20 protein-coding genes are annotated in these 23,493 nt (G+C 72.4%); 5 read left to right on the forward strand and 15 right to left on the reverse strand.

Annotated elements, in window-relative coordinates; all coding sequences use genetic code 11:
- Positions 1–21: 21 nt before the first annotated feature.
- The 7 genes from cobA to ACZ3X1_RS21485 all read right to left on the reverse strand — a co-directional run bounded on the left by cobA (position 22) and on the right by ACZ3X1_RS21485 (position 10,185).
- Positions 22–1,257, reverse strand: coding sequence for a uroporphyrinogen-III C-methyltransferase (gene cobA / locus ACZ3X1_RS21455; RefSeq protein WP_356814558.1), 1,236 nt, complete (start codon positions 1,255–1,257; stop codon positions 22–24).
- Positions 1,258–1,698: 441 nt separating this feature from the next.
- On the reverse strand, positions 1,699–4,944 hold the full coding sequence (gene cobT, locus ACZ3X1_RS21460; RefSeq protein WP_467280640.1) for a nicotinate-nucleotide--dimethylbenzimidazole phosphoribosyltransferase: 3,246 nt from the start codon (positions 4,942–4,944) through the stop codon (positions 1,699–1,701).
- 274 nt (positions 4,945–5,218) lie between these two features.
- Positions 5,219–6,427: a precorrin-6y C5,15-methyltransferase (decarboxylating) subunit CbiE gene (cbiE, locus tag ACZ3X1_RS21465; protein WP_467280641.1), complete on the reverse strand. Its 1,209-nt coding sequence runs from the start codon at positions 6,425–6,427 to the stop codon at positions 5,219–5,221.
- Positions 6,428–6,497: 70 nt separating this feature from the next.
- Positions 6,498–7,223, reverse strand: coding sequence for a GNAT family N-acetyltransferase (locus ACZ3X1_RS21470; protein WP_356814555.1), 726 nt, complete (start codon positions 7,221–7,223; stop codon positions 6,498–6,500).
- Between the two features lie 259 nt (positions 7,224–7,482).
- Positions 7,483–8,346, reverse strand: coding sequence for a MetQ/NlpA family ABC transporter substrate-binding protein (locus tag ACZ3X1_RS21475; RefSeq protein WP_467280642.1), 864 nt, complete (start codon positions 8,344–8,346; stop codon positions 7,483–7,485).
- Positions 8,347–8,455: 109 nt separating this feature from the next.
- Positions 8,456–9,124, reverse strand: a complete 669-nt coding sequence (locus ACZ3X1_RS21480) for a methionine ABC transporter permease (RefSeq protein ID WP_356814553.1) — start codon at positions 9,122–9,124, stop codon at positions 8,456–8,458.
- The gene (locus ACZ3X1_RS21485) at positions 9,121–10,185 is read right to left on the reverse strand and encodes a methionine ABC transporter ATP-binding protein (protein ID WP_467280740.1); all 1,065 of its coding nucleotides are present in this window, start codon (positions 10,183–10,185) and stop codon (positions 9,121–9,123) included. Before ACZ3X1_RS21485 ends, ACZ3X1_RS21480 begins: the two co-directional genes overlap by 4 nt.
- Positions 10,186–10,785: 600 nt before the next feature.
- On the opposite strand from ACZ3X1_RS21485, the gene ACZ3X1_RS21490 reads away from it, so the two are divergent.
- Both ACZ3X1_RS21490 and ACZ3X1_RS21495 read left to right on the forward strand, forming a co-directional pair.
- Positions 10,786–11,154 carry a hypothetical protein gene (locus tag ACZ3X1_RS21490; RefSeq protein ID WP_467280643.1) on the forward strand — a complete coding sequence of 123 codons (369 nt, stop codon included), beginning with the start codon at positions 10,786–10,788 and terminating at the stop codon, positions 11,152–11,154.
- A complete protein-coding gene (locus ACZ3X1_RS21495; RefSeq protein ID WP_467280644.1) occupies positions 11,147–11,584 on the forward strand; it encodes a hypothetical protein in 438 nt (145 codons plus the stop codon). Before ACZ3X1_RS21490 ends, ACZ3X1_RS21495 begins: the two co-directional genes overlap by 8 nt.
- A 37-nt stretch (positions 11,585–11,621) precedes the next feature.
- Here the strand turns inward: ACZ3X1_RS21495 and ACZ3X1_RS21500 are convergent, their stop codons facing one another.
- The 3 genes from ACZ3X1_RS21500 to ACZ3X1_RS21510 all read right to left on the reverse strand — a co-directional run bounded on the left by ACZ3X1_RS21500 (position 11,622) and on the right by ACZ3X1_RS21510 (position 13,984).
- Entirely contained in the window at positions 11,622–12,128 is a 507-nt protein-coding gene (locus ACZ3X1_RS21500; protein ID WP_030656084.1) for a GNAT family N-acetyltransferase, read from the reverse strand.
- Positions 12,129–12,165: 37 nt separating this feature from the next.
- Positions 12,166–12,726, reverse strand: coding sequence for a sigma-70 family RNA polymerase sigma factor (locus ACZ3X1_RS21505; RefSeq protein WP_362625953.1), 561 nt, complete (start codon positions 12,724–12,726; stop codon positions 12,166–12,168).
- A gap of 85 nt (positions 12,727–12,811) precedes the next feature.
- Positions 12,812–13,984 (reverse strand): glycerophosphodiester phosphodiesterase, encoded by a 1,173-nt coding sequence (locus ACZ3X1_RS21510; RefSeq protein ID WP_356814548.1) that lies wholly within the window; start codon positions 13,982–13,984, stop codon positions 12,812–12,814.
- A 306-nt stretch (positions 13,985–14,290) separates the two neighbouring features.
- On the opposite strand from ACZ3X1_RS21510, the gene ACZ3X1_RS21515 reads away from it, so the two are divergent.
- Positions 14,291–14,920: a lysophospholipid acyltransferase family protein gene (locus tag ACZ3X1_RS21515; RefSeq protein ID WP_037696105.1), complete on the forward strand. Its 630-nt coding sequence runs from the start codon at positions 14,291–14,293 to the stop codon at positions 14,918–14,920.
- Positions 14,921–14,940: 20 nt separating this feature from the next.
- Here the strand turns inward: ACZ3X1_RS21515 and ACZ3X1_RS21520 are convergent, their stop codons facing one another.
- The 3 genes from ACZ3X1_RS21520 to ACZ3X1_RS21530 all read right to left on the reverse strand — a co-directional run bounded on the left by ACZ3X1_RS21520 (position 14,941) and on the right by ACZ3X1_RS21530 (position 18,577).
- On the reverse strand, positions 14,941–16,416 hold the full coding sequence (locus ACZ3X1_RS21520) for a membrane-associated oxidoreductase (protein WP_467280645.1): 1,476 nt from the start codon (positions 16,414–16,416) through the stop codon (positions 14,941–14,943).
- 68 nt (positions 16,417–16,484) lie between these two features.
- Positions 16,485–18,029 (reverse strand): MFS transporter, encoded by a 1,545-nt coding sequence (locus ACZ3X1_RS21525; protein WP_467280646.1) that lies wholly within the window; start codon positions 18,027–18,029, stop codon positions 16,485–16,487.
- Positions 18,026–18,577, reverse strand: a complete 552-nt coding sequence (locus ACZ3X1_RS21530; RefSeq protein WP_362625942.1) for a TetR/AcrR family transcriptional regulator — start codon at positions 18,575–18,577, stop codon at positions 18,026–18,028. The genes ACZ3X1_RS21525 and ACZ3X1_RS21530 overlap by 4 nt, the downstream gene beginning before the upstream one ends.
- A gap of 89 nt (positions 18,578–18,666) precedes the next feature.
- Here ACZ3X1_RS21530 and ACZ3X1_RS21535 point away from each other — a divergent pair, with 89 nt between their 5' ends.
- Positions 18,667–19,200 (forward strand): HAD domain-containing protein, encoded by a 534-nt coding sequence (locus ACZ3X1_RS21535; protein ID WP_356814544.1) that lies wholly within the window; start codon positions 18,667–18,669, stop codon positions 19,198–19,200.
- 88 nt (positions 19,201–19,288) lie between these two features.
- Complete coding sequence (locus tag ACZ3X1_RS21540; RefSeq protein ID WP_467280647.1) at positions 19,289–20,461, forward strand: hypothetical protein; 1,173 nt, start codon at positions 19,289–19,291, stop codon at positions 20,459–20,461.
- Between the two features lie 175 nt (positions 20,462–20,636).
- Here ACZ3X1_RS21540 and argH read toward each other — a convergent pair whose 3' ends face one another.
- Both argH and ACZ3X1_RS21550 read right to left on the reverse strand, forming a co-directional pair.
- Complete coding sequence (gene argH / locus ACZ3X1_RS21545; protein WP_356814542.1) at positions 20,637–22,067, reverse strand: argininosuccinate lyase; 1,431 nt, start codon at positions 22,065–22,067, stop codon at positions 20,637–20,639.
- Positions 22,068–22,166: 99 nt separating this feature from the next.
- Complete coding sequence (locus ACZ3X1_RS21550) at positions 22,167–23,360, reverse strand: argininosuccinate synthase (RefSeq protein ID WP_467280648.1); 1,194 nt, start codon at positions 23,358–23,360, stop codon at positions 22,167–22,169.
- Positions 23,361–23,493 lie beyond the last annotated feature (133 nt).

A 23,493-nucleotide genomic window follows, 5' to 3' on the forward strand; every position in this document is an offset into this window, starting at 1 on the left:
GGGTGCGGTGCCAACGGCCTGTCAGGCGCTGGTGGGGGGAAGGTCCGGGGCTCCGACACGGACGACCTCGCCGATGACGATGACGGCGGGCGGGCGGACCTCCTCGGCGCGGACCGTCTCGCCGACCGTGGCGAGGGTGGCGTCCACCCGGCGCTGGGCGGCGGTGGTGCCCTCCTGGACGACGGCGACGGGGGTGTCGGCGGAGCGGCCGTGCCGGACGAGCGCCTCGGCGATCAGGCCGATCTTGTCGACGCCCATGAGGACCACCAGGGTGCCGGTGAGCTTGGCGAGGGAGGCCCAGTCCACGAGGGACCGCGGGTCGTCGGGGCCGACGTGGCCGCTGACCACGGTGAACTCGTGGGCCACGCCCCGGTGGGTGACCGGAATGCCGACGGCCGCGGGCACCGAGATGGAGCTGGAGATGCCGGGCACGACGGTGCAGGGGATCCCCTCCTCGGCGAGGGCCAGCAGCTCCTCCATCCCCCGTCCGAAGACGTACGGGTCGCCGCCCTTGAGCCGGACCACGGCCTTGCCGGCCTTGGCGTGCTCGATCAGCGCGTTGTTGATGGCCTCCTGGGCCATGAACCGGCCGTACGGGATCTTCGCGGCGTCGATGACCTCGACGTGCGGGGGGAGTTCGTCGAGCAGGTCGCGGGGGCCGAGCCGGTCGGCGATGACCACGTCGGCCTCGGCGAGGAGGCGGCGGCCGCGCACGGTGATCAGGTCGGGGTCGCCGGGGCCGCCACCGACGAGGGCGACGCCCGGGGTGGACTTGTGGCGGTGGCCGGGGGCGGCGAGGCTGCCGTCGCGCAGACCCTCGATCACCGCGTCCCGCACGGCGGCGGAACGGCGCGGGTCGTTGCCCGTCAGCACGGCGACGGTGACACCTTCGATGCGGCCGGTGGCCGGGGTCCAGGCGGTGGCCGCGGAGGCGTCGTCGGCGCGGACGCACCAGACGCGCTCGCGCTCGGCCTCGGCGGATGCCTGCTCGTTGACGTCGCGGTGCTGCGTGGCGATGAGGGCGTACCAGGCACCGGCGAGGTCGCCGTCCTGGTAGCGGCGGCGCTCCCAGCGGATTTCGCCGGTCTCGGCCATGGCGTCCACGGAGGGCGTGGCGGAGGGCGAGACGAGCAGGACGTCGGCGCCGGCCGCGATGAGCGCCGGGAGGCGGCGCTGGGCGACCTGACCACCGCCGATGACGACGACGCGGCGGCCGGCGAGGCGGAGTCCTACGGGGTAGGCGGGGGTGTCGGCCATGGCGGTGCGGCTCCTGAAGGCGGCGGTTCTGTGCGTGCCGCTGCGGCGTTGGAGCGGCGGTGTACTGACGTGCGGTGATCCGGTGCGGGTCCACCATACGGCGCGGGCCGTCCCGTAGCGCGGACGGGGGCTGCGCCCGGCCTCCCGGGGCTCCGCCCCGGACCCCGCGCCTCAGACGCCGGCGGGGCTGGATCAGCGCCGGTCCGGCTCAAGGATCGGGGCTCCTACCGGACCCGGGTGTCCCGGCCCGGAGGGCGGGGTTCGAGGCGGCTTCGCGGTGGGGCGGTGCCCCTCCGGCAGGTCTCCTCGGCTCGCGAACCCTGAGCCGGACCGGACCGGCGCTCGGCGATGGGTTCGCTCGGCTTGCGGGGACCTCTTGCGGGGGTGCGAGGCGGAGCACCGCTCCTTGAACGGCGCCCGCCCGCAGGACCCGGGCCGGGCCTACTTCTCCGTGACGCCCGCCGAGTCGAACGTGGCGACCTCGTGCATCGCGCGGGCCGCGCTCTGGACCAGCGGGAGGGCCAGCAGGGCTCCGGTGCCCTCGCCGAGGCGGAGGTCCAGGTCGACCAGGGGGCGCAGGCCCAGCTTGTTCAGGGCCGCCACGTGTCCCGGCTCGGCGCTGCGGTGGCCGGCGATGCAGGCCGACAGCGACTCGGGCGCGATGGCACGGGCCACCAGCGCGGCGGCCCCGGCGCTGACGCCGTCCAGGATCACCGGCGTGCGCAGGGACGCGCCACCCAGGAGGAGGCCCACGATCGCCGCGTGCTCCAGGCCGCCGATCGCGGCGAGGACGCCGATCGGGTCCGCCGGGTCGGGCTGGTGGAGCTCCAGGGCACGGCGTACGACGTCGACCTTGCGGGCGTGCGTCTCGTCGTTGATGCCGGTGCCGCGGCCGGTGACCTCCGCCGGGTCGACTCCCGTGAAGACCGAGATCAGGGCTGCGGAGACCGTGGTGTTCGCGATGCCCATCTCGCCCGTGAGGAGCGCCTTGTTGCCCGCCGCGACGAGGTCGCGGGCCGTCTCGATGCCGACCTCGATCGCCGCGATCGCTTCCTCGCGGGTCATCGCCGGGCCGGTGGACAGGTCGGCCGTGCCCGGGCGTACCTTGCGGGGCAGGAGGCCCGGGGTGGCGGGCAGGTCGCCCGCGACGCCGACGTCGATGACGCAGACCTCGGCGCCCACCTGGTTGGCGAAGGCGTTGCAGACCGCGCCGCCGCCCAGGAAGTTGGCGACCATCTGCGTGGTGACCTCCTGCGGCCACGGGGTGACGCCCTGGGCGTGCACGCCGTGGTCGCCCGCGAAGATCGCGACGGCGGCCGGCTCGGGGATCGGCGGCGGGCAGACCCGGGACAGGCCCGCCAGCTGGGCCGAGATGATCTCCAGCATGCCCAGCGCGCCGGCCGGCTTGGTCATGCGCTTCTGGCGCTCCCAGGCCTCGCCGAGCGCCTTCGCGTCGAGCGGGCGGATGCCGGCGACCGTCTCCGAGAGGAGGTCGTGCGGTTCCTCGCCGGGCAGCGCGCGGCGGCCGTAGGTCTCCTCGTGGACCACCCAGGAGAGGGGGCGGCGCTGCGACCAGCCGGCCTGGGCCAGCTCGGGCTCCTCCGGGAACTCGTCGACGTAGCCGACGCACAGGTACGCGACGACCTCCAGGTGCTCCGGCAGGCCGAGCTCGCGGACCATCTCGCGCTCGTCGAAGAAGCTCACCCAGCCGACGCCGAGGCCTTCGGCGCGCGCGGCGAGCCACAGGTTCTCGACGGCGAGGGCCGAGGAGTACGGGGCCATCTGCGGCTGGGTGTGCCGGCCGAGGGTGTGGCGGCCGCCGCGGGTGGGGTCGGCGGTGACGACGATGTTCACCGGGGTGTCGAGGATGGCCTCGATCTTGAGTTCCTTGAACTGCTTCGCCCGGCCCTTGGGCAGCGATTTCGCGTAGGCCTCGCGCTGGCGCTGGGCGAGCTCGTGCATCGTCCGACGGGTCTCGGCGGAGCGGATGACGACGAAGTCCCAGGGCTGGGAGTGGCCGACGCTGGGCGCGGTGTGGGCCGCCTCCAGGACGCGGAGCAACACCTCGTGCGGGATCGGGTCGGTGCGGAAGCCCTTGCGGATGTCGCGGCGCTCGCGCATCACGCGCAGGACGGCCTCACGCTCGGCGTCGGCGTAGCCGGGGGCCGGCTCGCCGGCGGCGGCGGGCTCCGCCTCGGCGACCGCCTCGGCGGCCTCGGATTCGGCTTCGGATTCGGCCTCGGGGCCGGGCTGGGGCGCGGGCTCCGCCTCGGGCTGTGCCTCAAGCTGTGCCTCGGGATCGACGGCCTCAACCTGCCCGACCGGCTCCTCGGGGGCGGCCGCCACGGGCTCCGGCTCGACGGCCACCGGCTCGACCGGGACGGCAGCGGCTACGGCCGCCACCGGCTCCGCAGGGGCGACCGCCACGGGCTCCGGCTGGACGGGCTCGGGCTGAACGGGCTCGGGCTGAACCGGCTCGGGCTGAACCGGCTCGGGCGCGACAGGCGCAACCGGCTGCTCTTCGGGGGCGGCCGCCACGGGCTGCGGCTCGACGGCCACCGGCTCGGCCGGGACGGGGGCGGCCTCGACCGGCGCCGACTGGACCGCCTCGGCGGCGACGGCCCCGACCGGTTCGGCGGCCTCGACCGGCTCCACGGGAGCGACCGGAGCGACGGCCACGGGTACGACGGCCGGTGCCTCGGCAGCGACCGGCTCGGGGCCCTCCGCCACGGGGAGCGCCTCGGCCGGTACGGCCTCGGGCTGCGCCTGGGCGTGAGCCACCGTTTCTGCGGGCACCGGCTCGGGCTCCGGCTCCACGGCGGCCTGGACGGGCTCGGCAACCTGGACGGGCTCGGGGGCGGCCACCGGCTCGGGGGCCTGTGCCGCCTCTGCCGACGGCGGCTCCGGCGCCGCAACCGGCTCCGGCGCGGGCACCGGCTCCGGCGTCCACGGCGTGCCGGCCTGCGGCGGGACCTCGCCGAGCTGCGGGGCAGCGGGGTCCTGGGCGGCCGCCGCACGCGGGACGTCCAGGTACTCGGGCCCGATGGTCGGGGGGCCGGCCTGGTGGAGCGGGGTCGTGGGCGCCGCGGGGGCGAGGGGGGCGGCCGGCGCGGGCGTGGCGGGCGTCGCGGCCGGGCCGCGGTCCGCGAGGGAGCGTACGACTCCGCCGGTGGCATCGGGCACGGGCGGCCCCATGTGCAGCGGGCGCCGGACGGGGGACGCGGGGGCGGCGGGGGCGGCGGGCGGCGGCACGAGCCCGCCGAGGTCGAGCGCTCCGGAGTCCCGGCCGCCCGTCTCGTGGGCGCCCGCGCTGTAGGAGCCCTCGGGGAAGGCGGGCTGGGGGAACTCGGTGTACGCGGCGGGTTCCGGGTACGCCGCCGGGGCGCCCGCGTACGCGGTCCCCGCGCCGTAGGAGGCGTCGGCGTACATCTGCTGCTCGGCGTGCTGGGGCTGCACGGGGAAGGCGGGGGCCTGCGGGACGACCTGCGGGTCGCTCCAGGAGCCCTGGGCACTCGGCATCAGCAGGAGTTCCTCGTCCTCCGGCTCGGCCGGATTGTCCATGAGGTCCTGGAAGGCATAACCGGGCATGGGTGCGGGGATCTGGACCGGGGCGGGGATGCCCTGCTGATCCACCATGCCCGTGTTGTCCGGGAGACCCTCGCCCGGGACCTGGCCGGTGTCAGTCATGCTTACCCCTCGCCCATCGTGTTGCCTCTTCGATCGCCCGGTCGCCCACGAGGCCTCCGAGCGGAGTTGCCGTGCGGTGTCGCGGGTGCGACGAGTCCGTCTCACGTGCGCCCGCACGACAACCAGTAAGCATTGTCGCGCCCGTTGGCGATCGTGGCGGCCATAACCACCACGGTCCTCTGTGGACTGCGCCACGTCGCGCGTCCAGGCCGTGTCGTGATGCCCGGAACGTCCGCGCGGTACGACGATCGGCCAGCCTACCCCGGCCCTGGTCTCAGCGGGCGACAGGGCGCTGAGCTGCCAGGAGGAACACCACGGAACGGTCCTGTTCGGCCCACGTGCGGGGGTCCAGGCCGACGGCCTGGAGGAGGGCGCACTCGACGTCGTAACCGTGTTCGGTGAGGACGCGGCCGATGGCCTCCGCCTCGTCGCGGGTGGAGGCGTGGCTGACGATCCGTTCGGGGCGGCGGTCGGCGACGGCCGCGACGACCTCGGCGCCGCCGCCGCCGACGCGGACGACGTCGGGTTCGGGCAGGCTCTCCAGGACGTGCGGGGCGCGCCCGGCGACGAACTGCAGTTGCACTCCTCGCTTGCGGGCGGCGGCGGTTACCCGCTCGCGGGCCCCGGGGGCGGCGTCCACGGCGATCACGGCCGCGCCGAGGGCGGCCGCGTCCACGGCCACGCCACCGGATCCGGTGCCGATGTCCCAGACGAGGTCGCCGGTACGCGGGCCGAGCCGGGCGAGTTGGGCCGCGTGCAGCAGTGCCGACTCCCCCTCGCCCTCCCCCGCCCCGGTCTGCGGGCGGGCCCAGCCGCGGTCGGCGCCGTGGGCGGCGCCCTGGCCGAGCAGCCAGCCGGGGTCGGCGGCCGGGGCCTGGCCCGCGCCGCCGATGACGATGACGACGTTCGGGTCGCGCCAGCTGTGGTCGGCGGCCTTGTCGGAGGTGAGGACGCTCACCTGCTCGCGGTCCGTGCCGAGTTCCTCGCAGACGACGAAGGTGCGGTGGACTCCGTCGAGGAGCAGGGCGAGTTCGGCGGGGCCGGCGCCGGGCGAGGTGAGGACCGCGACCTTGGGGTGGGCGCGGCAGACGTTGACGGCGCGCCGCAGGGTGCGGGGGTGGGCGACGACCACCTGGGCGTCGTCCCAGGGCATGCCGGCGCGGGCGAAGGCGGCCGCGACGGAGGAGACGGCGGGGACGACCTCGACCTCCAGGCCGTGCTCCGGAGCGCGCAGGGTGCGTACGACGCCGAAGAAGCCGGGGTCGCCGTCGGCGAAGACCACCGCGGTGCCGCGGTGGCCGGCGATGCGACGGGCGGCCAGGCCAAGGCTGCCGAGGCGGATGCGCTCGGCGGCGGGCGGGACTTCGGGGAGTGCGAGGTGGTGGGCGGCTCCGGCCACGAGGGTGGCGGCGGAGAGCGCGGACCGGGCGGCCGAGGTCAGGGGCGAACCGTCCCAGCCGATCACCGTGACCCGGTCGGCCATCGTCGTCTGTCTCCTGATGTGGGGGGGCGGGAGGGAGGGGCGGGCACGGTGAGACTACCCGGTCATCGGTTCATTTCCGGTCGGCGCCGACGGGGTGGCCGTGCGCGTCGGACCGCTGCCCGGCGACCGCTCCGTCCGGCCGTCCGCCGTGGCCGCCGTGGGTGTCGTGGCTCTCGTAGCTCCCGTAGCCGTCGTACCCGTCGTAGTCGTCGCCTTCGTCCAGGTCCTCGGGCAGGAGGCTCCAGACGATCAGGTCGGTACGGGTGTCGGCCCAGCCGCCGTCGGCGGTCTGCGTGCGCACCGTCCACGCGTTGCGCAGGACGCCCTCGCTGATGCAGCCGATCTTCTGGGCGACCTGCTGGGAGGCGGTGTTGTCGGCGGCGGTGCGCAGTTCCAGGCGCTCGAACGCCTGCTCACGGAAGAGCCATTGGGCGACGGCGAGGACGGACTCGCTGGCGTAGCCCTCGCCGCGGGCCCAGGGCGCGGTGACGTAGCCGACCTCGGTGGCGCGGGTGCGCCAGTTGGTGTTGCGGAGGTGGACGATGCCGACGAGGCGCTGGGTGAGGAACTCGGTGACGGCGAAGACGATGCCGCGGCCCTCGGCGCGTTCGGTGTGGGAGTCCCGGGTGGCCCAGGCATACGCGTCGGCCTGGGTGTAGGGGTGCGGCGCGGAGGTCCAGGCGGTGATGTGCTCGTCGTTCATCATCTCGGCGAGCGCGGTGACGTCCTCCTCCTCGAACGGGCGCAGCACCAGCCGGTCCGTGCTGATGGTGACGTCCGGGAAGGTGGTAGTCATGCGCAGCTCCATGCCTGAGAACGTGGTGCGACCGTGTTGCGAGGCGACCGTGTGGTGCGGGGCCGTTGGTGCGGGACCTGATCCACGGGTCGTAGGCCACAGCATGCAGCATCGAACGGGGGATGTGCAGGGCCGGGTTGCCCGGGAGCGGGCAGGACTCGGCGCCGGGGGCGGGCAGGACTCGGCCCCGCACGCCGACAGGGGCGTGCGGGGCCGAGATGCATGACCGTCCGGGCCCGACAGGGGTCGGGCGGCGGGGTCAGGAGGCGGGGGTGCCGAAGGCCGGGACGACCGAGCCCTGGTACTTCTCCTCGATGAACTTCTTGACCTCGTCGGAGTTCAGGAGCTTGGCGAGCTTCTGGACCCGCGGGTCGTTCTGGTTGCCGTCCTTGACCGCGAGGAAGTTGGCGTAGGGGTTGCCCTCGGCCTTCTCCAGGACGAGCGCGTCCTTGGCGGGCGACAGGTCGGCCTCGATGGCGTAGTTGCCGTTGATCACCGCGGCGTCCACGTCGCCCAGGGCGCGCGGGACGGTGGCGGCCTCCAGCTCCTTGAACTCCAGGCCCTTCTTGTCGGTGATGTCGGACAGCTTCGCGCTGGTGCCGACGCCCTCCTTCAGGGTGATCAGGTTGTTCGCGGCCAGCAGCTGGAGCGCGCGGCCCTCGTTGGTGGTGTCGTTGGGGACGGCGATGGTCTGGCCGGCCTTGATGTCGGAGAGTGCCTTGACCTTCTTGGAGTAGAGGCCGAGGGGCTCCAGGTGCACGTTCACGACGGGGACGACGTGGGTGTTGTTCTTCTTGTTGAAGTCGTCGAGGTACGGCTTGTGCTGGAAGTAGTTGCCGTCGACCTGGCCCTGCTCGGTGGCGGTGTTGGGCAGGACGTAGTCCGTGAACTCCTTGACCTCCAGCTTGAGGCCTTCCTTGGCCGCGAGCTTGTCCCTGACGAAGTTCAGGACGTCGGCGTGGGGGCTCGGGGAGGCCGCTATGACGAGCGGCTTGCTCTCGTCGGCCTTGCCGCCGTCGGCCTTGGCGGAGGACGGGTCCGAGGAGCTGCCGCAGGCGGTGAGGCCGAGGGTCAGCGCGGTGGCGGTGGCGGCGAGGGCGGTGAGCTTGATGTTCTTACGCACGAAGAGTGCCTTTCTTGCTGAACAAGTACCGAGGACTTGCTGGTGGTGGCCCAAGCACGACAAGTGCGGGCTCTGGGGGAAATCGGTGGGGCCGGGGCCGCGGTGGAGGTCAGACCGTCCGGCCGCGGCGTGCCAGGAGCCGTACGACGCCGTCGCCGATCAGCTGGACCACGGTGACGAGGACGATGAGGACCACGACGGTGGCGACCATGAAGCCGGTCTCGAAACGCTGGAAGCCGTAGGTGATGGCCTTGGAGCCGAGGCCTTCGCCGCCGACGGCGCCCGCCATGGCGGAGTAGCCGACGAGGGTGATGACGGTGGTGGTGACGCCGGCGACCAGGGAGGGCAGGGCCTGCGGCAGGAGGACCTTGCCGACCAGGGTCGGGATGCCGCCGCCCATGGACTCGACGGCCTCGATCAGGCCGTGGTCCACCTCGCGGACGGCGGTCTCGACGAGCCGGGCGAAGAAGGGGATGGCGCCGATGGCGAGCGGGACGATCATGGCGGTGGGGCCGATGAAGGTGCCGACGACCGCGGTGGTGACCGGGATCAGGAAGATCAGCAGGATGATGAACGGCAGCGATCGGCCTATGTTCACGATCACGCCGAGGACCTTGTTGAGCGGCTGGTTCTGCAGGAGGCCGCCCTTGTCGGTGAGGACCAGCAGGATGCCGATGGGCAGTCCGCCGAGCACGGTCACCAGGGTGGACCACAGCACCATGTAGAGGGTGTCGTAGGTGCCCTGGGTGAGCAGGGGCTGCATCTCGGACCAGGTCACTTGGCACCATCCTCGGCCAGTTCGGTCAGTTCGGCCAGTTCGTTGTCGATCCCGTCGGCCTCGTCGACGACGTCGACCTGGAGGCCCTGCTCGCGCAGGAAGCCCACCGGCACGACGTTCTCCTCGTAGCGGCCGGGCAGTTCGATGCGCATGCGGCCGATGAGCCGGCCGGCGACGGTGTCCATCGCGGCGCCGAGGATCGAGATGTCGATGTTGTACGTGCGCGAGAGCTGCGAGATGACCGGCTGGGCGGCGGCCTCACCGTGGAAGGTGACGTCGACGACCGTGCGGTCGGGGCCGGAGGCGGCGCCGGTGACCGGGAACAGCTCGCCGGCGAGTTCGGAGCCGGGGGTGGCGAGGAGTTCGGCGACGGTGCCGGACTCGACGATGCGGCCCTTCTTCATCAGGGCGGCCGAGTCGCAGACGGTCTTGACGACGTCCATCTCGTGCGTGATGAGCAGCACGGTCAGGCCGAGCTGCTCGTTGAGGTCGCGCAGCAGCTTCAGGATGGAGCGGGTGGTCTCGGGGTCGAGGGCGCTGGTGGCCTCGTCGGAGAGCAGCACCTTGGGGTCGCCGGCCAGGGCGCGGGCTATGCCGACGCGCTGCTTCTGGCCGCCGGAGAGCTGGGTGGGGTAGGCCTTGGCCTTGTCGGCGAGGCCGACGAGGTCGAGGAGTTGCAGGGCCTTGCGGGAGCGCTCGCGGCCGGAGACGCCGAGGATTTCCAGGGGCAGCTCGACGTTGGCCTGGACGGTGCGGGAGGACAGCAGGTTGAAGTGCTGGAAGACCATGCCGATCCGGCTGCGGGCCTCGCGGAGTTCCTTGCCGGCGCGGCGGCCGCGGCCGGCGAGCGCGGTGAGGTCGACACCGTCGACGTGGACGGTGCCGGTGGTGGGGCGCTCCAGCAGGTTCACGCAGCGGATCAGGGAGGACTTGCCGGCGCCGCTCTGGCCGATGACTCCGTACACCTCGCCCTCGCGGACGTGGAGGTCGACGCCGTCCAGGGCGGTGACCTCGCGGCCACGGGACTGGTAGACCTTCGTGAGGCCCGATGTGGTGATCACAGGAATTCCGTCGCTGTCGAGTGCACGGCGCAGCGGGGTGCCGGGCACGGGGCAAACATCTGGGACGCGATACGGGACGAACCGTCAGAAAACGATGGCTTCGACGCGTGCGCCGGGCATGAGTGGGCCGTGCTGTGCATCAGGTGGTGACGTACTGGCGCGGCCGGTCTCGCTTCGGGGCGCGAGGCTCAGGAAGGGGCCCTCAGAAGGCGCACATTCGACACATACAGCGAGCACCGGGCGTCATCGTCGCCTCGGTCGCAAGGGTGCGGCTGCTCGTCGTGGTCATGGGCCCCAGTAAACCAGACGTATCCCGTCACCGATCAAAGCTGTCCGGATAGCGGACGCAATCTGGCCGCATACCGGACAACGCCGGTCGGCCGACGCCCTCCGTCCCACCCTGCCGTCATCATCGCCGACCTGCGCCGACACGCTCCGCCGGGCCTGTGGCGGGGTCGCTGCGGGGACCGCCGGCGGGGGCCTTCGCGAGGTGCCCTGTGGTCAAGACCACGACCTCGGCGAGGGACGCGGCCGCGCCGGAGCGGTCGTACGGGAAGGGGCGCGCGCATCGGGTCTTTCGGCCCGTAATACCCTCGCTGCATGCTCGACGCCCTGACGGTCGCCATCGGCGTGGCCGCCCTCGCCCTCGCCGCCTGGTGCGGTTTCGCCGCGTTGCGGGACCAGCCCACCAAGGACTGGCACTTCATCGGCATGGCCGTCGTGACCGTTCTGGTCCTGGCCCAGCTGGTGATCGGGCTGGTCCGGTTGGCCAGGGGCGAGAAGCCCGACGAGGGCACGGTGATCTTCGTGGCCTACCTGCTCGGCGCCTTCGCCGCGGTACCGGCCGCCGGGATGCTCTCGCTGACCGAGCGGACCAAGTGGGGATCGGTGACGGTGGCCGCCGGCGCGGTCGTCCTCGCCGTCCTCGAAGTACGGCTCTACGACATCTGGGGAACGACCGGTGCCTGACGTCGAGACGACGACCGCCACTCCCGCCGGGCGCAAGCGGCTGGTCTCCGGGCCCGGGCTGCTGCTGGTGTGGCTGTACGGCGTGATGGTGGTGGGCGCGGTCTCGCGGTCGGCCTTCCAGATCTCCACCGAGTTCGACCGGGCGCCGCTGGCCTACTCGCTGTCGGCGGTGGCGGCGCTGGCCTACGCGTTCATCACGTACTCGCTCGTGCGCGGCGGCGAGGCGGCGCGCAGGGCGGCGCTGGTGTGCTGCGCCGCGGAACTGGCGGGCGTGCTGGCCGTGGGCACGTGGACGCTGGTGCGCCCGGAGTCCTTCCCCGACACGACCGTCTGGTCGCAGTTCGGGATGGGCTACCTGTTCATCCCGGTGATCCTGCCGATCACCGGGATGCTCTGGCTGCGCAAGCCCCGGGTCCCGCCGTCAAAGTAGCGCCGGGCAGGACGTTGACGACAGGCCCTGGGCGGGCTCAGGCGCTGACCGCGAAGTCGGTCGGGTCCTTGGCTTCCTTCTCCAGGATCACCAGCTGCACGCCGTCGGACGCCGTACGCCCGCCGACCTTGACGTAGCCGGCCTTGCGGTAGAGGCGCAGGTTGGACTCGCTCTTGTGACCCGTGTGCAGGCGGAAGCGGGTGGTGGTGCCGGGGCTCGCGAGGGCCTCCTCCACGGCGCGCAGCAGGCGGGCGCCGAGCCCGTGTCCCTGCAGGCGCGGGTGGACGCAGAGCTTGGCGATCTTGGCGGTGCCCTCTTCGTCCACGCTGCCGCGTACGGTTCCGACGATCTCGTCGCCGAGCCGCGCCACCAGGACGGTGTCCGTCGCGAGCTCTCCCTTGAGGGAGTCCAGGGACTGGGTGAGCGGCTGGATGAGGTAGTTGCCGTACAGCTCCGCCTCGCGCTGGAAGGCAAGGTACTGCAGTTTGAAGATCTGCTCGGCGTCCTCGGCAGTCGCCGCCGAAATGGTCACGCTCATGCCCATGTGCGCATGCCTCCAGCTCACCTGGTAGCCCGTTGGTCTACCGCTCCATTCCCCGAAGGCCAGGAGCCGCAACCTCTGCCGCGAGCATTCTGCGCAGACATCCCAGGCAACGGGAACGCACGGGCCCTAAACTTCCTTGTGAGATACCCAACTCTCCTGCGATTTCACGGTATGTGAGGTCTCTGGGCGAAAGAAGTGCCTTCATCAGTTCGGGACAGCGCCCTGGCAATCGGGCGACGGCCGATCGGAGGGCGCGGTTCTCCTCACCGTGCAGCAGGGCGTCCTCGGGCTCCGGCCCGGGCCCGCCGGCGGCGCCCGCCCGCGGCCGGCGGTCCTCCACGCGGTGACGGCGGTGGTCGTACGGGATCTCGCGGCGCGCGCGGCGCCGGGCGAGCCGGGCCTCGGCCCGTACCGCGCGGCGCAGCCAGCGGGCCGGCTCGGCCGGGTCCGCGGGATCGGGTGCGCCCCGGCCGCTCTCCAACAGCCTGACCCAGACGGCTTGTTCCAGGTCGGCCGCGTCCACTCCGGCGCCGGGGGCCTCCGCCGCCGCCTCCGCGGAGAGCAGCGGGCCCAGTTCGTTGACGAGGTCGGGGTCCATCAACAGGTCCATGCCGAGCGGGACGAGTGGGCCGCGCCCGGCGGTTTCCCCGCCGGGCGCGGCCCACTCGTTCGGGAAGCGGCGCTCAGCCGTTGACGGGGCGCCGGCCCGGGCGGAAGGCCTCGGCGGCGAGCAGTCCGGTGTCCGGGTTGTCGGTGAAGATCCCGTCGATGCCCTGTTCGAAGTACGTGCGGAAGGCGCCGAGAGCGTCGCCGTACGCGGCCGGATCCGTACCCCTGCGGTACTCGGCGGGCAGGAAGCTGTTCTCGTTGCGCGCGGTATAGGGGTGCAGCAGCAGCCCGCGGGCGTGGGCGTCCTTCACCAGCGTGGTCGGAGCGCCGAGCCGGCCGGCCGCGTCGCGCGGGAGGATCAGGTCCATGGTGGGGCCGATGCCCTGGGCGAAGCCGGCGATCCACTTCAGGCCCTCGGGCTTGACCAGGTCGGCGACCGTACGCGGGTCCTTGGCCTGTTCGAAGTCCCAGGGACGGGTGTCGGCGGCGGAGAGCAGGACCACGCGGGGCGCGGAGACCAGCCGGGAGAGCCGCTGGATGCTGGAGGGTTCGAAGGACTGGAGGAAGACGGCGGCGTCGCGGCCGTCCCGGCGGTACCGGCGCAGCAGCCGGGCCAGGGGCTCCTCCAGGCCGAGGCCCAGGCCGCGGAAGTAGCTGGGGTGCTTGGTCTCGACGTGCAGCCAGACGCGCCGGCCGCGCCGCCTGCCCTCACGGTCGGCCCAGCGGAGCACCTCTTCGAAGGTGGGGACCGCCCACTGGCCGTCGTAGAGCGTGTTGCGCTGGCGGACGGCGGGGATACGTTCCTTCGCGCGCAGGGTCTTCAGCTCGGCGAGGGTGAAGTCCTCGGTGAACCAGCCGGTGACCTGGACCCCGTCGACGGACTTGGTGGTGCGCCGGGAGGCGAACTCGGGGTGGGCGGCGACGTCGGTGGTGCCGCCGATCTCGTTCTCGTGGCGGCACACCAGGTGGCCGTCCCGGGTGGGGACCAGGTCCTGCTCGACGACGTCCGCCCCCAGGTCGAGGGCCAGCTGGTAGGAGCCGAGCGTGTGCTCTGGCCGGTAGCCGCTGGCGCCGCGGTGGCCGACGACCGTGGGGTACGGAAGGTCCCGGAAGCCGCCGTCGCCGCCGTGCCCGCCACCCTCCCCGGAGGCGGCGGCCGGTCCCGCCGCGAGTCCGGTGATCCCGGCCCCGGCGGCCATCACGGCCGCCCCCAGGACCGTGCGCCGCGCTGCCCCACCCTGCGTCATGAGTGCCACTCCTCGTCGTGAAGGCCCCGAGGGCCGTGAAGCGTGCCGGTCGTGATCGGCGTGCCGATGGTAGGCAAACGGGGGTGGCCGCGGGGGGTGCCGCGTGGGCACATCCGGGGAACTTGGCGAAAACGCGCGTCAACAATACGTATCCGACACGTGAACCCGATGTGCGCTCGGAGCTGACCCGCGAGTATCGTCCTCACCTGCGCTACTGCCGAGTGGTGGGTGCGCGAGCCGCTTTTCGATGCCGGAGGGCCCACGTTGTTCCGTACGAAGCTCATCAAAGCCACTGTCGGACCGGTCATGCGCACGATGTTCCGCACCCGCGTGGAGGGCGTCGAGAACATCCCCGGCTCCGGACCGGTGATTCTGGCGGGCAACCACCTCACCTTCATCGACTCCATGATCCTGCCGCTGGTGTGCGACCGCACGGTCCACTTCATCGGCAAGGACGAGTACGTGACCGGCAAGGGGCTCAAGGGCCGGCTCATGGCGTGGTTCTTCACCGGCTCCGGCATGATCCCCGTCGACCGTGACGGTGCGAACGGCGGCGTCGCGGCCCTGATGACCGGCCGCAGGATCCTCGAAGAGGGCAAGATCTTCGGCATCTACCCCGAGGGCACCCGCTCCCCCGACGGCCGGCTGTACCGCGGCCGCACCGGCATCGCCCGCCTCACCCTGATGACCGGTGCCCCCGTGGTGCCGTTCGCGATGATCGGCACCGACAAGCTCCAGCCCGGCGGCGCCGGCATGCCGCGCCCGGGCCGGGTCACGGTCCGCTTCGGCGAGCCGATGGAGTTCTCCCGCTACGAGGGCATGGACCGCGACCGGTACGTGCTGCGCGCCGTCACGGACTCGGTGATGGCCGAGGTCATGCGGCTCTCGGGCCAGGAGTACGTCGACATGTACGCGACCAAGGCGAAGGCCGCCTAGTCCCCCGGCTCCTCACGGCGTCACTGCCGCCTCAGTGACCGGCTGACGCCCGCCGCCGTCGTGGTGGCGAGGATCCAGCCGGTCACGATCAGCAGGTACGAGAGCCACTGGTGCCAGCCGCTCGGTGCGAAGGCCTGCTCCTGGCCGAAACCGATGATCGGCAGCATCAGGTCGATGGTGTAGAAGACCGCGTTGAAGTCAGGCGCCTCGCCCTGCTTGAGCGGGCGCGGCTCCTCCAGCGCGAACGCGACGGCCCCGGTGAGCAGCAGCGCCGTCAGCCAGCCCGCCGCGCGCAGCGGCCGGAAGCCGTACCCGACCGTCGCGTCCTGGAGGAGGCCCCACAGGCGCGCGTGCCGGGGCAGTGTGCGGCGGTGCCTGCGCAGCTTGGCGAGCTGGACGGTCCGGGCGGCCGCCTCGTCGCCCGCCGTGCGGTAGGCCGCGGCCAGCTGTTCGTACGGGTACGGGAGGTATACGGGCTCGCCGGTCTCCAGTGCGGCCAGCCGCTCCTCGGCGGGCAGGTGGGGGCCCAGTGCGCGGTAGGTCAGGCCGTCGAGGCGCAGCGGGTCCCGCCAGGTCCCGGGCCGCATGTTCAGCAGGTCGAACTGCGAGCGCCGCAGGTTCACGGTGCCCCGCACGTCCTCGCAGGCGGGCAGCCACGTCTCGCCGACCGTGCAGCTGGAGGCGCGAAGGGCGACGCCGCCCGGGTTGTCGAGGACGGCTCGGGCGAGGTTGAGGCGGCCGGGTACGCGCGATCCGGTGAGGTTGAGGCGGCCCTGGGTCCGGGCCCGCGCGGCCTGGAGGTTGGTACCGACCGTGAGGGTCTCGGCCTGCAGGGCGGTGCCGTCCGGGGCGAGCAGGCAGGCGTCGTCGAGGTTGATCTGGCCGCCGACGACGGCGCCGTTGAGGCGCAGCTGGCCGTGGACGGTCAGGTCGTTGGCGATGATGTCGGTGCCGATCTCCGCGTGGTTGAGCTGGAGCGGCGGTTCGTCCGCCTCCTCGCCCGTCGCGGGGCCCACCACCGCACCCTGGAGGAAGAGGCCGCCGGATATCTTGGCTCCCTGGAGCCGGACCGGACCGCTGATGTGGCAGCAGGAGAGCCGCAGGACGACGTCGACGCGCACGGTGGCCGCGGTGAGGCCGGGAAGGGTGGAGTAGCCGAGGACGAGGGCCTTCAGCTGGGCTCCGTACAGGAGCGGTTTGCGTTCGAACCAGCAGTCACGCATCCGGATCGGGTGGTCGATCACCGCGTAGCGCAGGTCGAGCTTCCCGATGATCCGCGCGCCCTTGATCTTGAGCCCGGCGACCCGGCCCTCCGCGGCGGGGGCGGCGCCCAGCAGGAGGGCCCGCAGCACCTCGGCCCGCAGGGTGCGTCCCGGGCCCCAGCCGGCCCCGTCCACGGAGCTGTCCTCGGGGTGCTCCCGGAAGTCGACGCCGTCGCCGCGCGGGAAGGCGTCCCAGACGCGGCGCTCGGCCGGGGTCAGATCGTTGATCTCCATCGCCGGGATGGTGCCCCGGGTTCCATGGACTGTCAACTCGGTCCGGGACAGCGCCCCTTGGCGTCGGGTCAGTGCTCGACGCCCCCCTGGAGGCGCTGGCCCCGCAGCAGGAACCAGGCGGCCGCGGCGGTGGCCAGCAGTACGGCCGCGCCGACGCCGGAGGCGAACCGCAGGCCGTCGACGAAGGCCTCCTGGGCGGCGCCGACCATGCGGGCGGCGGTGTCCGGGTCCAGCGTCCTGGCGGCCTCCACGGCTCCGCCGAGGGATTGGTGCGCGGCGTCGGCCACCGGTCCGCTGACGGACGCCGGGGCGGTGAAGCCCTGGTAGACGCCGGTGACGATGGAGCCGAGCAGGGCGATGCCGAGGGCGGCGCCGAGTTCGTACGCCGTCTCGGAGACGGCGGAGGCCGAACCGGCCTGCTCCTTGGGCACGCTGGAGAGGATCACGTCGGCGGTGACGGTGAAGGAGAAGCCGGCGCCGAGGCCGACGACGAGCAGGGCCGCGCCGAGCAGCGGGTAGCCGCTCTCCTTGTGGATCACTGTCAGCACGGCGAGGGCCAGGCCGATGGCGGCGAGGCCGCCGGTCACGACGGAGCGCACCGAGTACCGGCGGGCGTACCGGCCCGCGACCAGGCCGGTGGCCACCGCGCCGATGGCGGCGGGCAGTTCGGCCAGGCCGGCCTCCAGCGGGCCGCGGCCCTGCACGAGCTGGAGGAACTGGGAGAGGAAGAAGACCAGTCCGGAGAGGCCGAAGACGGTGAGCAGGTCGGCGAGGACCGCGCCGGAGAAGCCGCGGTGCCGGAAGAGCCGCATGTCGAGCAGCGGGGACGGCAGGGTGAACTGGCGGCGGACGAAGGCGTAGAGCGCGCCCGCGCCGAGGGTCGCGGCGAGGGCGACCTCCCAGGTCATGCCGTGCGTGGCGGCTTCCTTGACGGCGTAGACCACACCGATCACGCCGACGAGGGAGAGGGCGACGCTGACGAGGTCCCAGGGGCCCGCGACCGGGTTCTTCGATTCGGGCAGCAGCTTGGTCCCGACGAGGACCAGGGCGACCATCACGGGGAGGTTGATGAGGAAGACCGAGCCCCACCAGAAGTGCTGGAGCAGGGCTCCGCCGACGACCGGGCCGACGGCCGCGCCGGCCGAGGCGGTGGCACCCCAGATGCCGATGGCGAGGCTGCGTTCCTTGGGGTCGGTGAAGATGTTGCGGATCAGCGCGAGGGTGGACGGCATCAGGGTGGCGCCGGCCACGCCGAGCAGGGCGCGGGCGACGATCATCATCTCGGGGCTGGTCGCGTAGGCGTTCAGGACCGAGACGGCGCCGAAGGCGGTGGCGCCGACGAGGAGCAGCTTCTTGCGGCCTATGCGGTCGCCGAGGGAGCCCATGGAGACCAGGAGTCCGGCGATGACGAAGGAGTAGATGTCGCCGATCCACAGCAGCTGGGTGCCCGAGGGCTCGAGGTCTTCACTGAGGGAGGGTGTGGCGAGGCCGAGGACCGTGGCGTCGACCGCGACGAGCAGCACGGCCAGGACGAGCACGGAGAGTGCGAGCCAGCGGCCGCGGCTCTTCTCCTCCACCCCCGTCTGACGTATCAGCTGTTCGGTACGGCTCATTTCTCCACACTCCGTCGGGCGCCACCGAGCAGCAGCTCGGTGATCATGTACTGGAAGTCCTTGGCGGCGACCCGGCCGTCCATGACGGCCCAGGCGCAGCTGCCGATGAGGCCGTAGAGGGCCTCGGTGAGCCACGCGGGGCTCAGGTCGATCCGGATGTCGCCCTCTTCCTGGCCGCGCCGGAACAGGGCGGTGACGCGGGCGTCGAGCCGGGCCCAGCCCTCGTTGACCTCGTCGCCCTCGAAAAGCTGGTTCTCGGTGACGAGGAAGGCCAGCAGCTGGGCATTGGGCTCGGCCTCGGCGACGAGGCGTCTGAGCGCTTCCACCGCGGTGCCCTCGTCGAGGCGGGCATGGTCGAACGCCACCTCGAACTCCCGGATGCCGAGCTCTTCGAGGGCGCGTACGAGGGCGTCGCGCCCGGCGAAGTGCCGGTGGAGGGTCGCGCGGCCGATTCCGGCGGCGCGGGCGACCTCGTCCATCGTGGCGGTCGACTTGCGGGAGAGCAGGGCGGCCGCGTCGCGGAGCACCTGGTCACGATCCATGGCCATGAGACAAGCATACACCGATTGAGACATGCACGTCTCATTCTTGCGGAAAATGGGCTGCCCGCGGGCGGCCGGAAGAGAATCCTGCCCGGATGAAGCCACTCCTGCTGATCGACGTCGACGGACCACTGAACCCCTACGCGGCCAAGGCGCAGCGCCGACCGGAGGGGTACTCCACGCACCGGATGCGGCCGACGGGCTGGACGGAGAAGGAGAGCGCGAAGCCGCTGCGGGTCTGGCTGAACCACGGCCACGGCGCGGAGCTGCTCGCGCTCGCGGACGCGTACGAGCTGGTCTGGGCGACGACCTGGAAGGACGAGGCAAACGACTGGATAGGCCCCCACCTGGGCCTGCCCCGGCTGCCCTACATCGACTGGCCGGTGATGCACGGCCGGGCTCCGCACGGCACCTTCTGGAAGACCCAGTACATCCTGGAGTACGCGGGCGAGCGCCCCTTCGCCTGGATCGACGACGACATCACCCCGCTGGACCGCGAGTACGTCGACCTGCGCCACCCGGCGCACACGCTCCTGCTGCGCATCGACGAGCAGATCGGCCTGGCCCGCGGGGACTTCGACACCCTGGCGGACTGGGCCGCGGGGCACGGACGGGGCGCGGGGCGGTGAACGGCCGCCGCGGGCCGGGGTTTTGATCATGCTCCCGCCGCGACTTAGCATGCACATGCCCCCCGGACGTCACCGACGAAAGCGACCCATGCGCCTCCAGCGGACCCTCGCCGCGACAGCCACCCTCGGATGCCTCGCCACACTGGCCGCGTGCAAGGAGGGCGAGCCTCCGGCCGCACCGGCTGCATCGTCCTCCACGGCGGCCGCCGCCGGTACGGGCCCGCTCGCCGAGGCACAGCGGTACCTGCGGCAGTTCGCCAACTGCGACGACCTGAGCGACAACCCCGACGACCCCCGGATGCCCTCGGGCGACTTCCCCAAGGCCGGGCAGTGGTCGGTGAAGGAGCTGGGCGTCTGCAGCGACAAGGTCCGGCAGGGCGAGATCGTCATCGCCGTTCCCGGGGACATGAAGCAGTTCCAGGAGGGCTACAAGAAGTACGTCCTCGGCAGGATCGACGGCGGTGACGGCGCGTACGGGCTGGAGAGCCGGGTCCTCGTCGGCAAGGGCTTCGTCGCGTTCCCGACCAGCACCAAGACGGCTCTCGCCCTGGTCCGCTCCGACCTGCGGGTCCTGACCTGCAACCCGACCGCTCCCGTCCCCAAGGGCTACAAGCGGGAGAAGCCGCTGGTCGAACACTGCAACCTCAGCGACTTCGTCGGCTCCGAGGACGGATCGGGCAGCCCGAACCTGGAGACCCCGCAGGATCCCGCGGGCGAGGGCGAGAAGCTGGGCCAGCCCAAGACGGGAAGCCTGGGGCTCCCGCGCGCCGGCAGCATCGCCGAGCTGCGCAAACTCGTCGGCAACAGCCTCGACTGCGAGCAGCACTTCTCGACCGACCCCGCCGCGGTCGCCATCGAGTCGATCGACTACGCGCCGGTGGTGGAGGGCAGTGGCCTGGACTGGGGCGTGACCGGCCGCGCCCTGTGCGGGCAGCCCGCGACGGGGCAGCGCGCCCGCGACCTGAGCTGGCTCGACACCGTCGGGAACATGAAGCTGCTCCAGACCAAGGCGAAGGCCGCCCAGTTGGCCGACTACAAGGACGACGGCAAGCTGAAGCAGACCGCGAGCCGGCTGCTCGTCGGGGAGAACATCGCCGTCGAGACCAACAGCCCGTCGTCCCGCCGCGGCCTCTACCAGCTGCAGTTCCTTTATCTGAACTGCATTCCCGGCTTCTCCGCCCCGTCCGGGTACCGGCTGGAGAAGTCCAGCGTCGACGGCTGTGTCCTGACCAACTACGAGCCGGACCACCCGCTCGACTGAGGCGGAGGCGGACGCGCCGGAGGGGCGGCCGAAGCGATGTGCTCCGGCCGCCCCTCCGGGCATTCCGCCGCGTGCGGACGTACAGGCCCGGACCCGGGTTCCGGCGGGCGTGCGGGCCGCAGGGCGGCGGGGGCAGCGGGGCGGGGGCGGCGTTGGCGGCCCCTGCCGGTGGCGGCTACTGCTTGTGGACGGCCCAGGCGTGCTGGATGACCAGATCGGCCTTCAGCTCGGTGAGCTGGACCGCGACCGCCGACGGGGCGGTGCCGCCGCGGCCGTTGCGGGAGGCGAGCGCGCCCTTGACGTTGAGGACGGTGCGGACCTCGGGGGTCAGGTGCTCGGAGATCTTCGCGAACTGCTCGTCCGTGAGCTCCTCCAGCTCGATGCCGAGCCCCTCGCACTCCTTGACGCACTCACCGGCCACCTCGTGCGCCACCCGGAAGGGGACGCCCTGCTTCACCAGCCACTCCGCGATGTCGGTGGCGAGCGAGAAGCCCGCCGGGGCCAGCTCCTCCATCCGCTCCCGGTTGACGGTGAGCGTGGCCATCATGCCGGTGAAGGCCGGCAGCAGGACCTCCAGCGTGTCGCAGGAGTCGAAGACGGGCTCCTTGTCCTCCTGGAGGTCCCGGTTGTAGGCCAGGGGCAGTGCCTTGAGGGTCGCGAGCAGGCCCGTCAGGTTGCCGATGAGACGCCCGGACTTGCCGCGCGCCAGCTCCGCGATGTCCGGGTTCTTCTTCTGCGGCATGATCGACGAGCCGGTGGAGAAGGCGTCGTGCAGCGTCACGAAGGAGAACTCCTTCGTGTTCCAGATGATGATCTCCTCCGCGATCCGGGACAGGTTGATCCCGATCATCGCGGTGACGAAGGCGAACTCGGCGACGAAGTCCCGCGAGGCCGTGCCGTCGATCGAGTTGCCGGCCGAGCCGCGCTCGAAGCCCAGCTCCGCGGCGACCGCCTCCGGGTCCAGGCCCAGCGAGGAACCGGCCAGCGCCCCGGAGCCGTACGGCGAGACCGCGGTCCGCGTGTCCCACTGCCGCAGCCGCTCCGCGTCCCGGGACAGGGCCTGTACGTGGGCCAGTACGTGGTGGGCGAAGAGCACCGGCTGCGCGTGCTGGAGGTGGGTGCGGCCCGGCATCGCCACGTCGGCATGGCTCTCCGCGAGGCCGACCAGCGCGTCCTGGAGGTCGGCGATCAGGCCGCCGATGATCCGGGCGTGGTCGCGCAGGTACATCCGGAAGAGGGTCGCCACCTGGTCGTTGCGGGACCGGCCGGCCCGCAGCTTACCGCCGAGGTCGGCGCCGAGACGCTCCAGCAAGCCCCGCTCCAGGGCGGTGTGCACGTCCTCGTCGGCGATGGTGCCGGTGAAGGAGCCGTCGGCGACGTCGGCCTCCAGCCGGTCCAGGCCGGCGATCATGCGCTGGAGCTCGTCGGCCGTGAGCAGGCCCGCCGTGTGCAGCACGCGGGCGTGGGCGCGCGAGCCGGCGATGTCGTACGGCGCGAGGCGCCAGTCGAAGTGGACCGACGCGGACAGCTTCGCGAGGGCCTCGGCGGGACCGTCGGCGAACCGGCCGCCCCAGAGCCGGACGTCACCAGCGTTGTTGCTGCTCACAGCTACTGCTCCTCAAGACTGCATGGGTGGATGGAGAACGGCCTCCCCGCCGCGGAGGTAACGGGGAGGCCGTCCTCGGGCCGGCCGGGCGGAGGGGGATCAGGCCAGGTCGCGCTTGGCCGCGATCTTCGACGACAGGGCGAAGATGTCGATGAAGCCCTGCGCCTTGGACTGGTCGAAGGTGTCGCCGGTGTCATAGGTCGCGAGGTCGAAGTCGTACAGCGACTCCTCGGACCGGCGGCCGGTGACGACGGCGCGGCCGCCGTGCAGGGTCATCCGGATGTCACCGGTGACGTGCTGGTTGGCCTCGTCGATGAAGCCGTCCAGCGCCCGCTTGAGCGAGGAGAACCACAGGCCGTCGTAGACCAGCTCGCCCCAGCGCTGCTCGACCTGCCGCTTGTAGCGGGCGAGTTCGCGCTCGACGGTGACGCTCTCCAGTTCGCAGTGGGCGGTGATCAGCGCGATCGCGCCCGGAGCCTCGTAGACCTCGCGGGACTTGATGCCGACGAGGCGGTCCTCGACCATGTCGATCCGGCCGACGCCCTGGGCTCCGGCGCGCTCGTTGAGCTGCTGGACGGCCTGCAGGACGGTGACGGGCCGGCCGTCGAGGGCGACGGGCACGCCCTCCTCGAAGGAGATGACGACCTCGTCGGCCTCGCGCGGGACGGCCGGGTCCGAGGTGTACTCGTAGATGTCCTCGATCGGGCCGTTCCAGATGTCCTCCAGGAAGCCCGTCTCGACGGCGCGCCCGAAGACGTTCTGGTCGATGGAGTACGGGGACTTCTTGGTCGTGGCGATCGGCAGGTGCGCCTTCTCGGCGAAGGCGATGGCCCTGTCCCGGGTCATCGCGTAGTCGCGGACCGGGGCGATGCACCTCAGGTCGGGGGCGAGGGCCTGGATGCCGGCCTCGAAGCGCACCTGGTCGTTGCCCTTGCCGGTGCAGCCGTGGGCGACGGTGCCGGCGCCGTGCTTGCGGGCGGCGGCCACCAGGTGCTTGACGATGACCGGCCGGGAGAGGGCCGAGACCAGCGGGTACCGGTCCATGTACAGGGCGTTCGCCTTGACCGCCGGGAGGCAGTACTCGTCGGCGAACTCGTCCCTGGCGTCGGCGACCTCGGCCTCGACCGCACCGCAGGCCAGCGCGCGCTTGCGGATGAGGTCCAGGTCCTCGCCGCCCTGCCCGACGTCCACGGCGACGGCGATGACCTCGGCGCCCGTCTCCTCGGCGATCCAGCCGATGGCGACGGAGGTGTCCAGGCCGCCCGAGTAGGCGAGTACGACGCGCTCGGTCACGGGACTCCTCCTCGGTGGGGTGCGTTCGACGACAGGCATAACTATGCACTGCTCCGTATGTTTCGTCAATCGACGGGAGGTGGCAGGCTCGTGGCCAGGGGAGATATTCCGAGCCCGAAACCGGACCCCCGCC

The sequence above is a fragment of the Streptomyces sp. NPDC023541 genome (assembly GCF_055559995.1).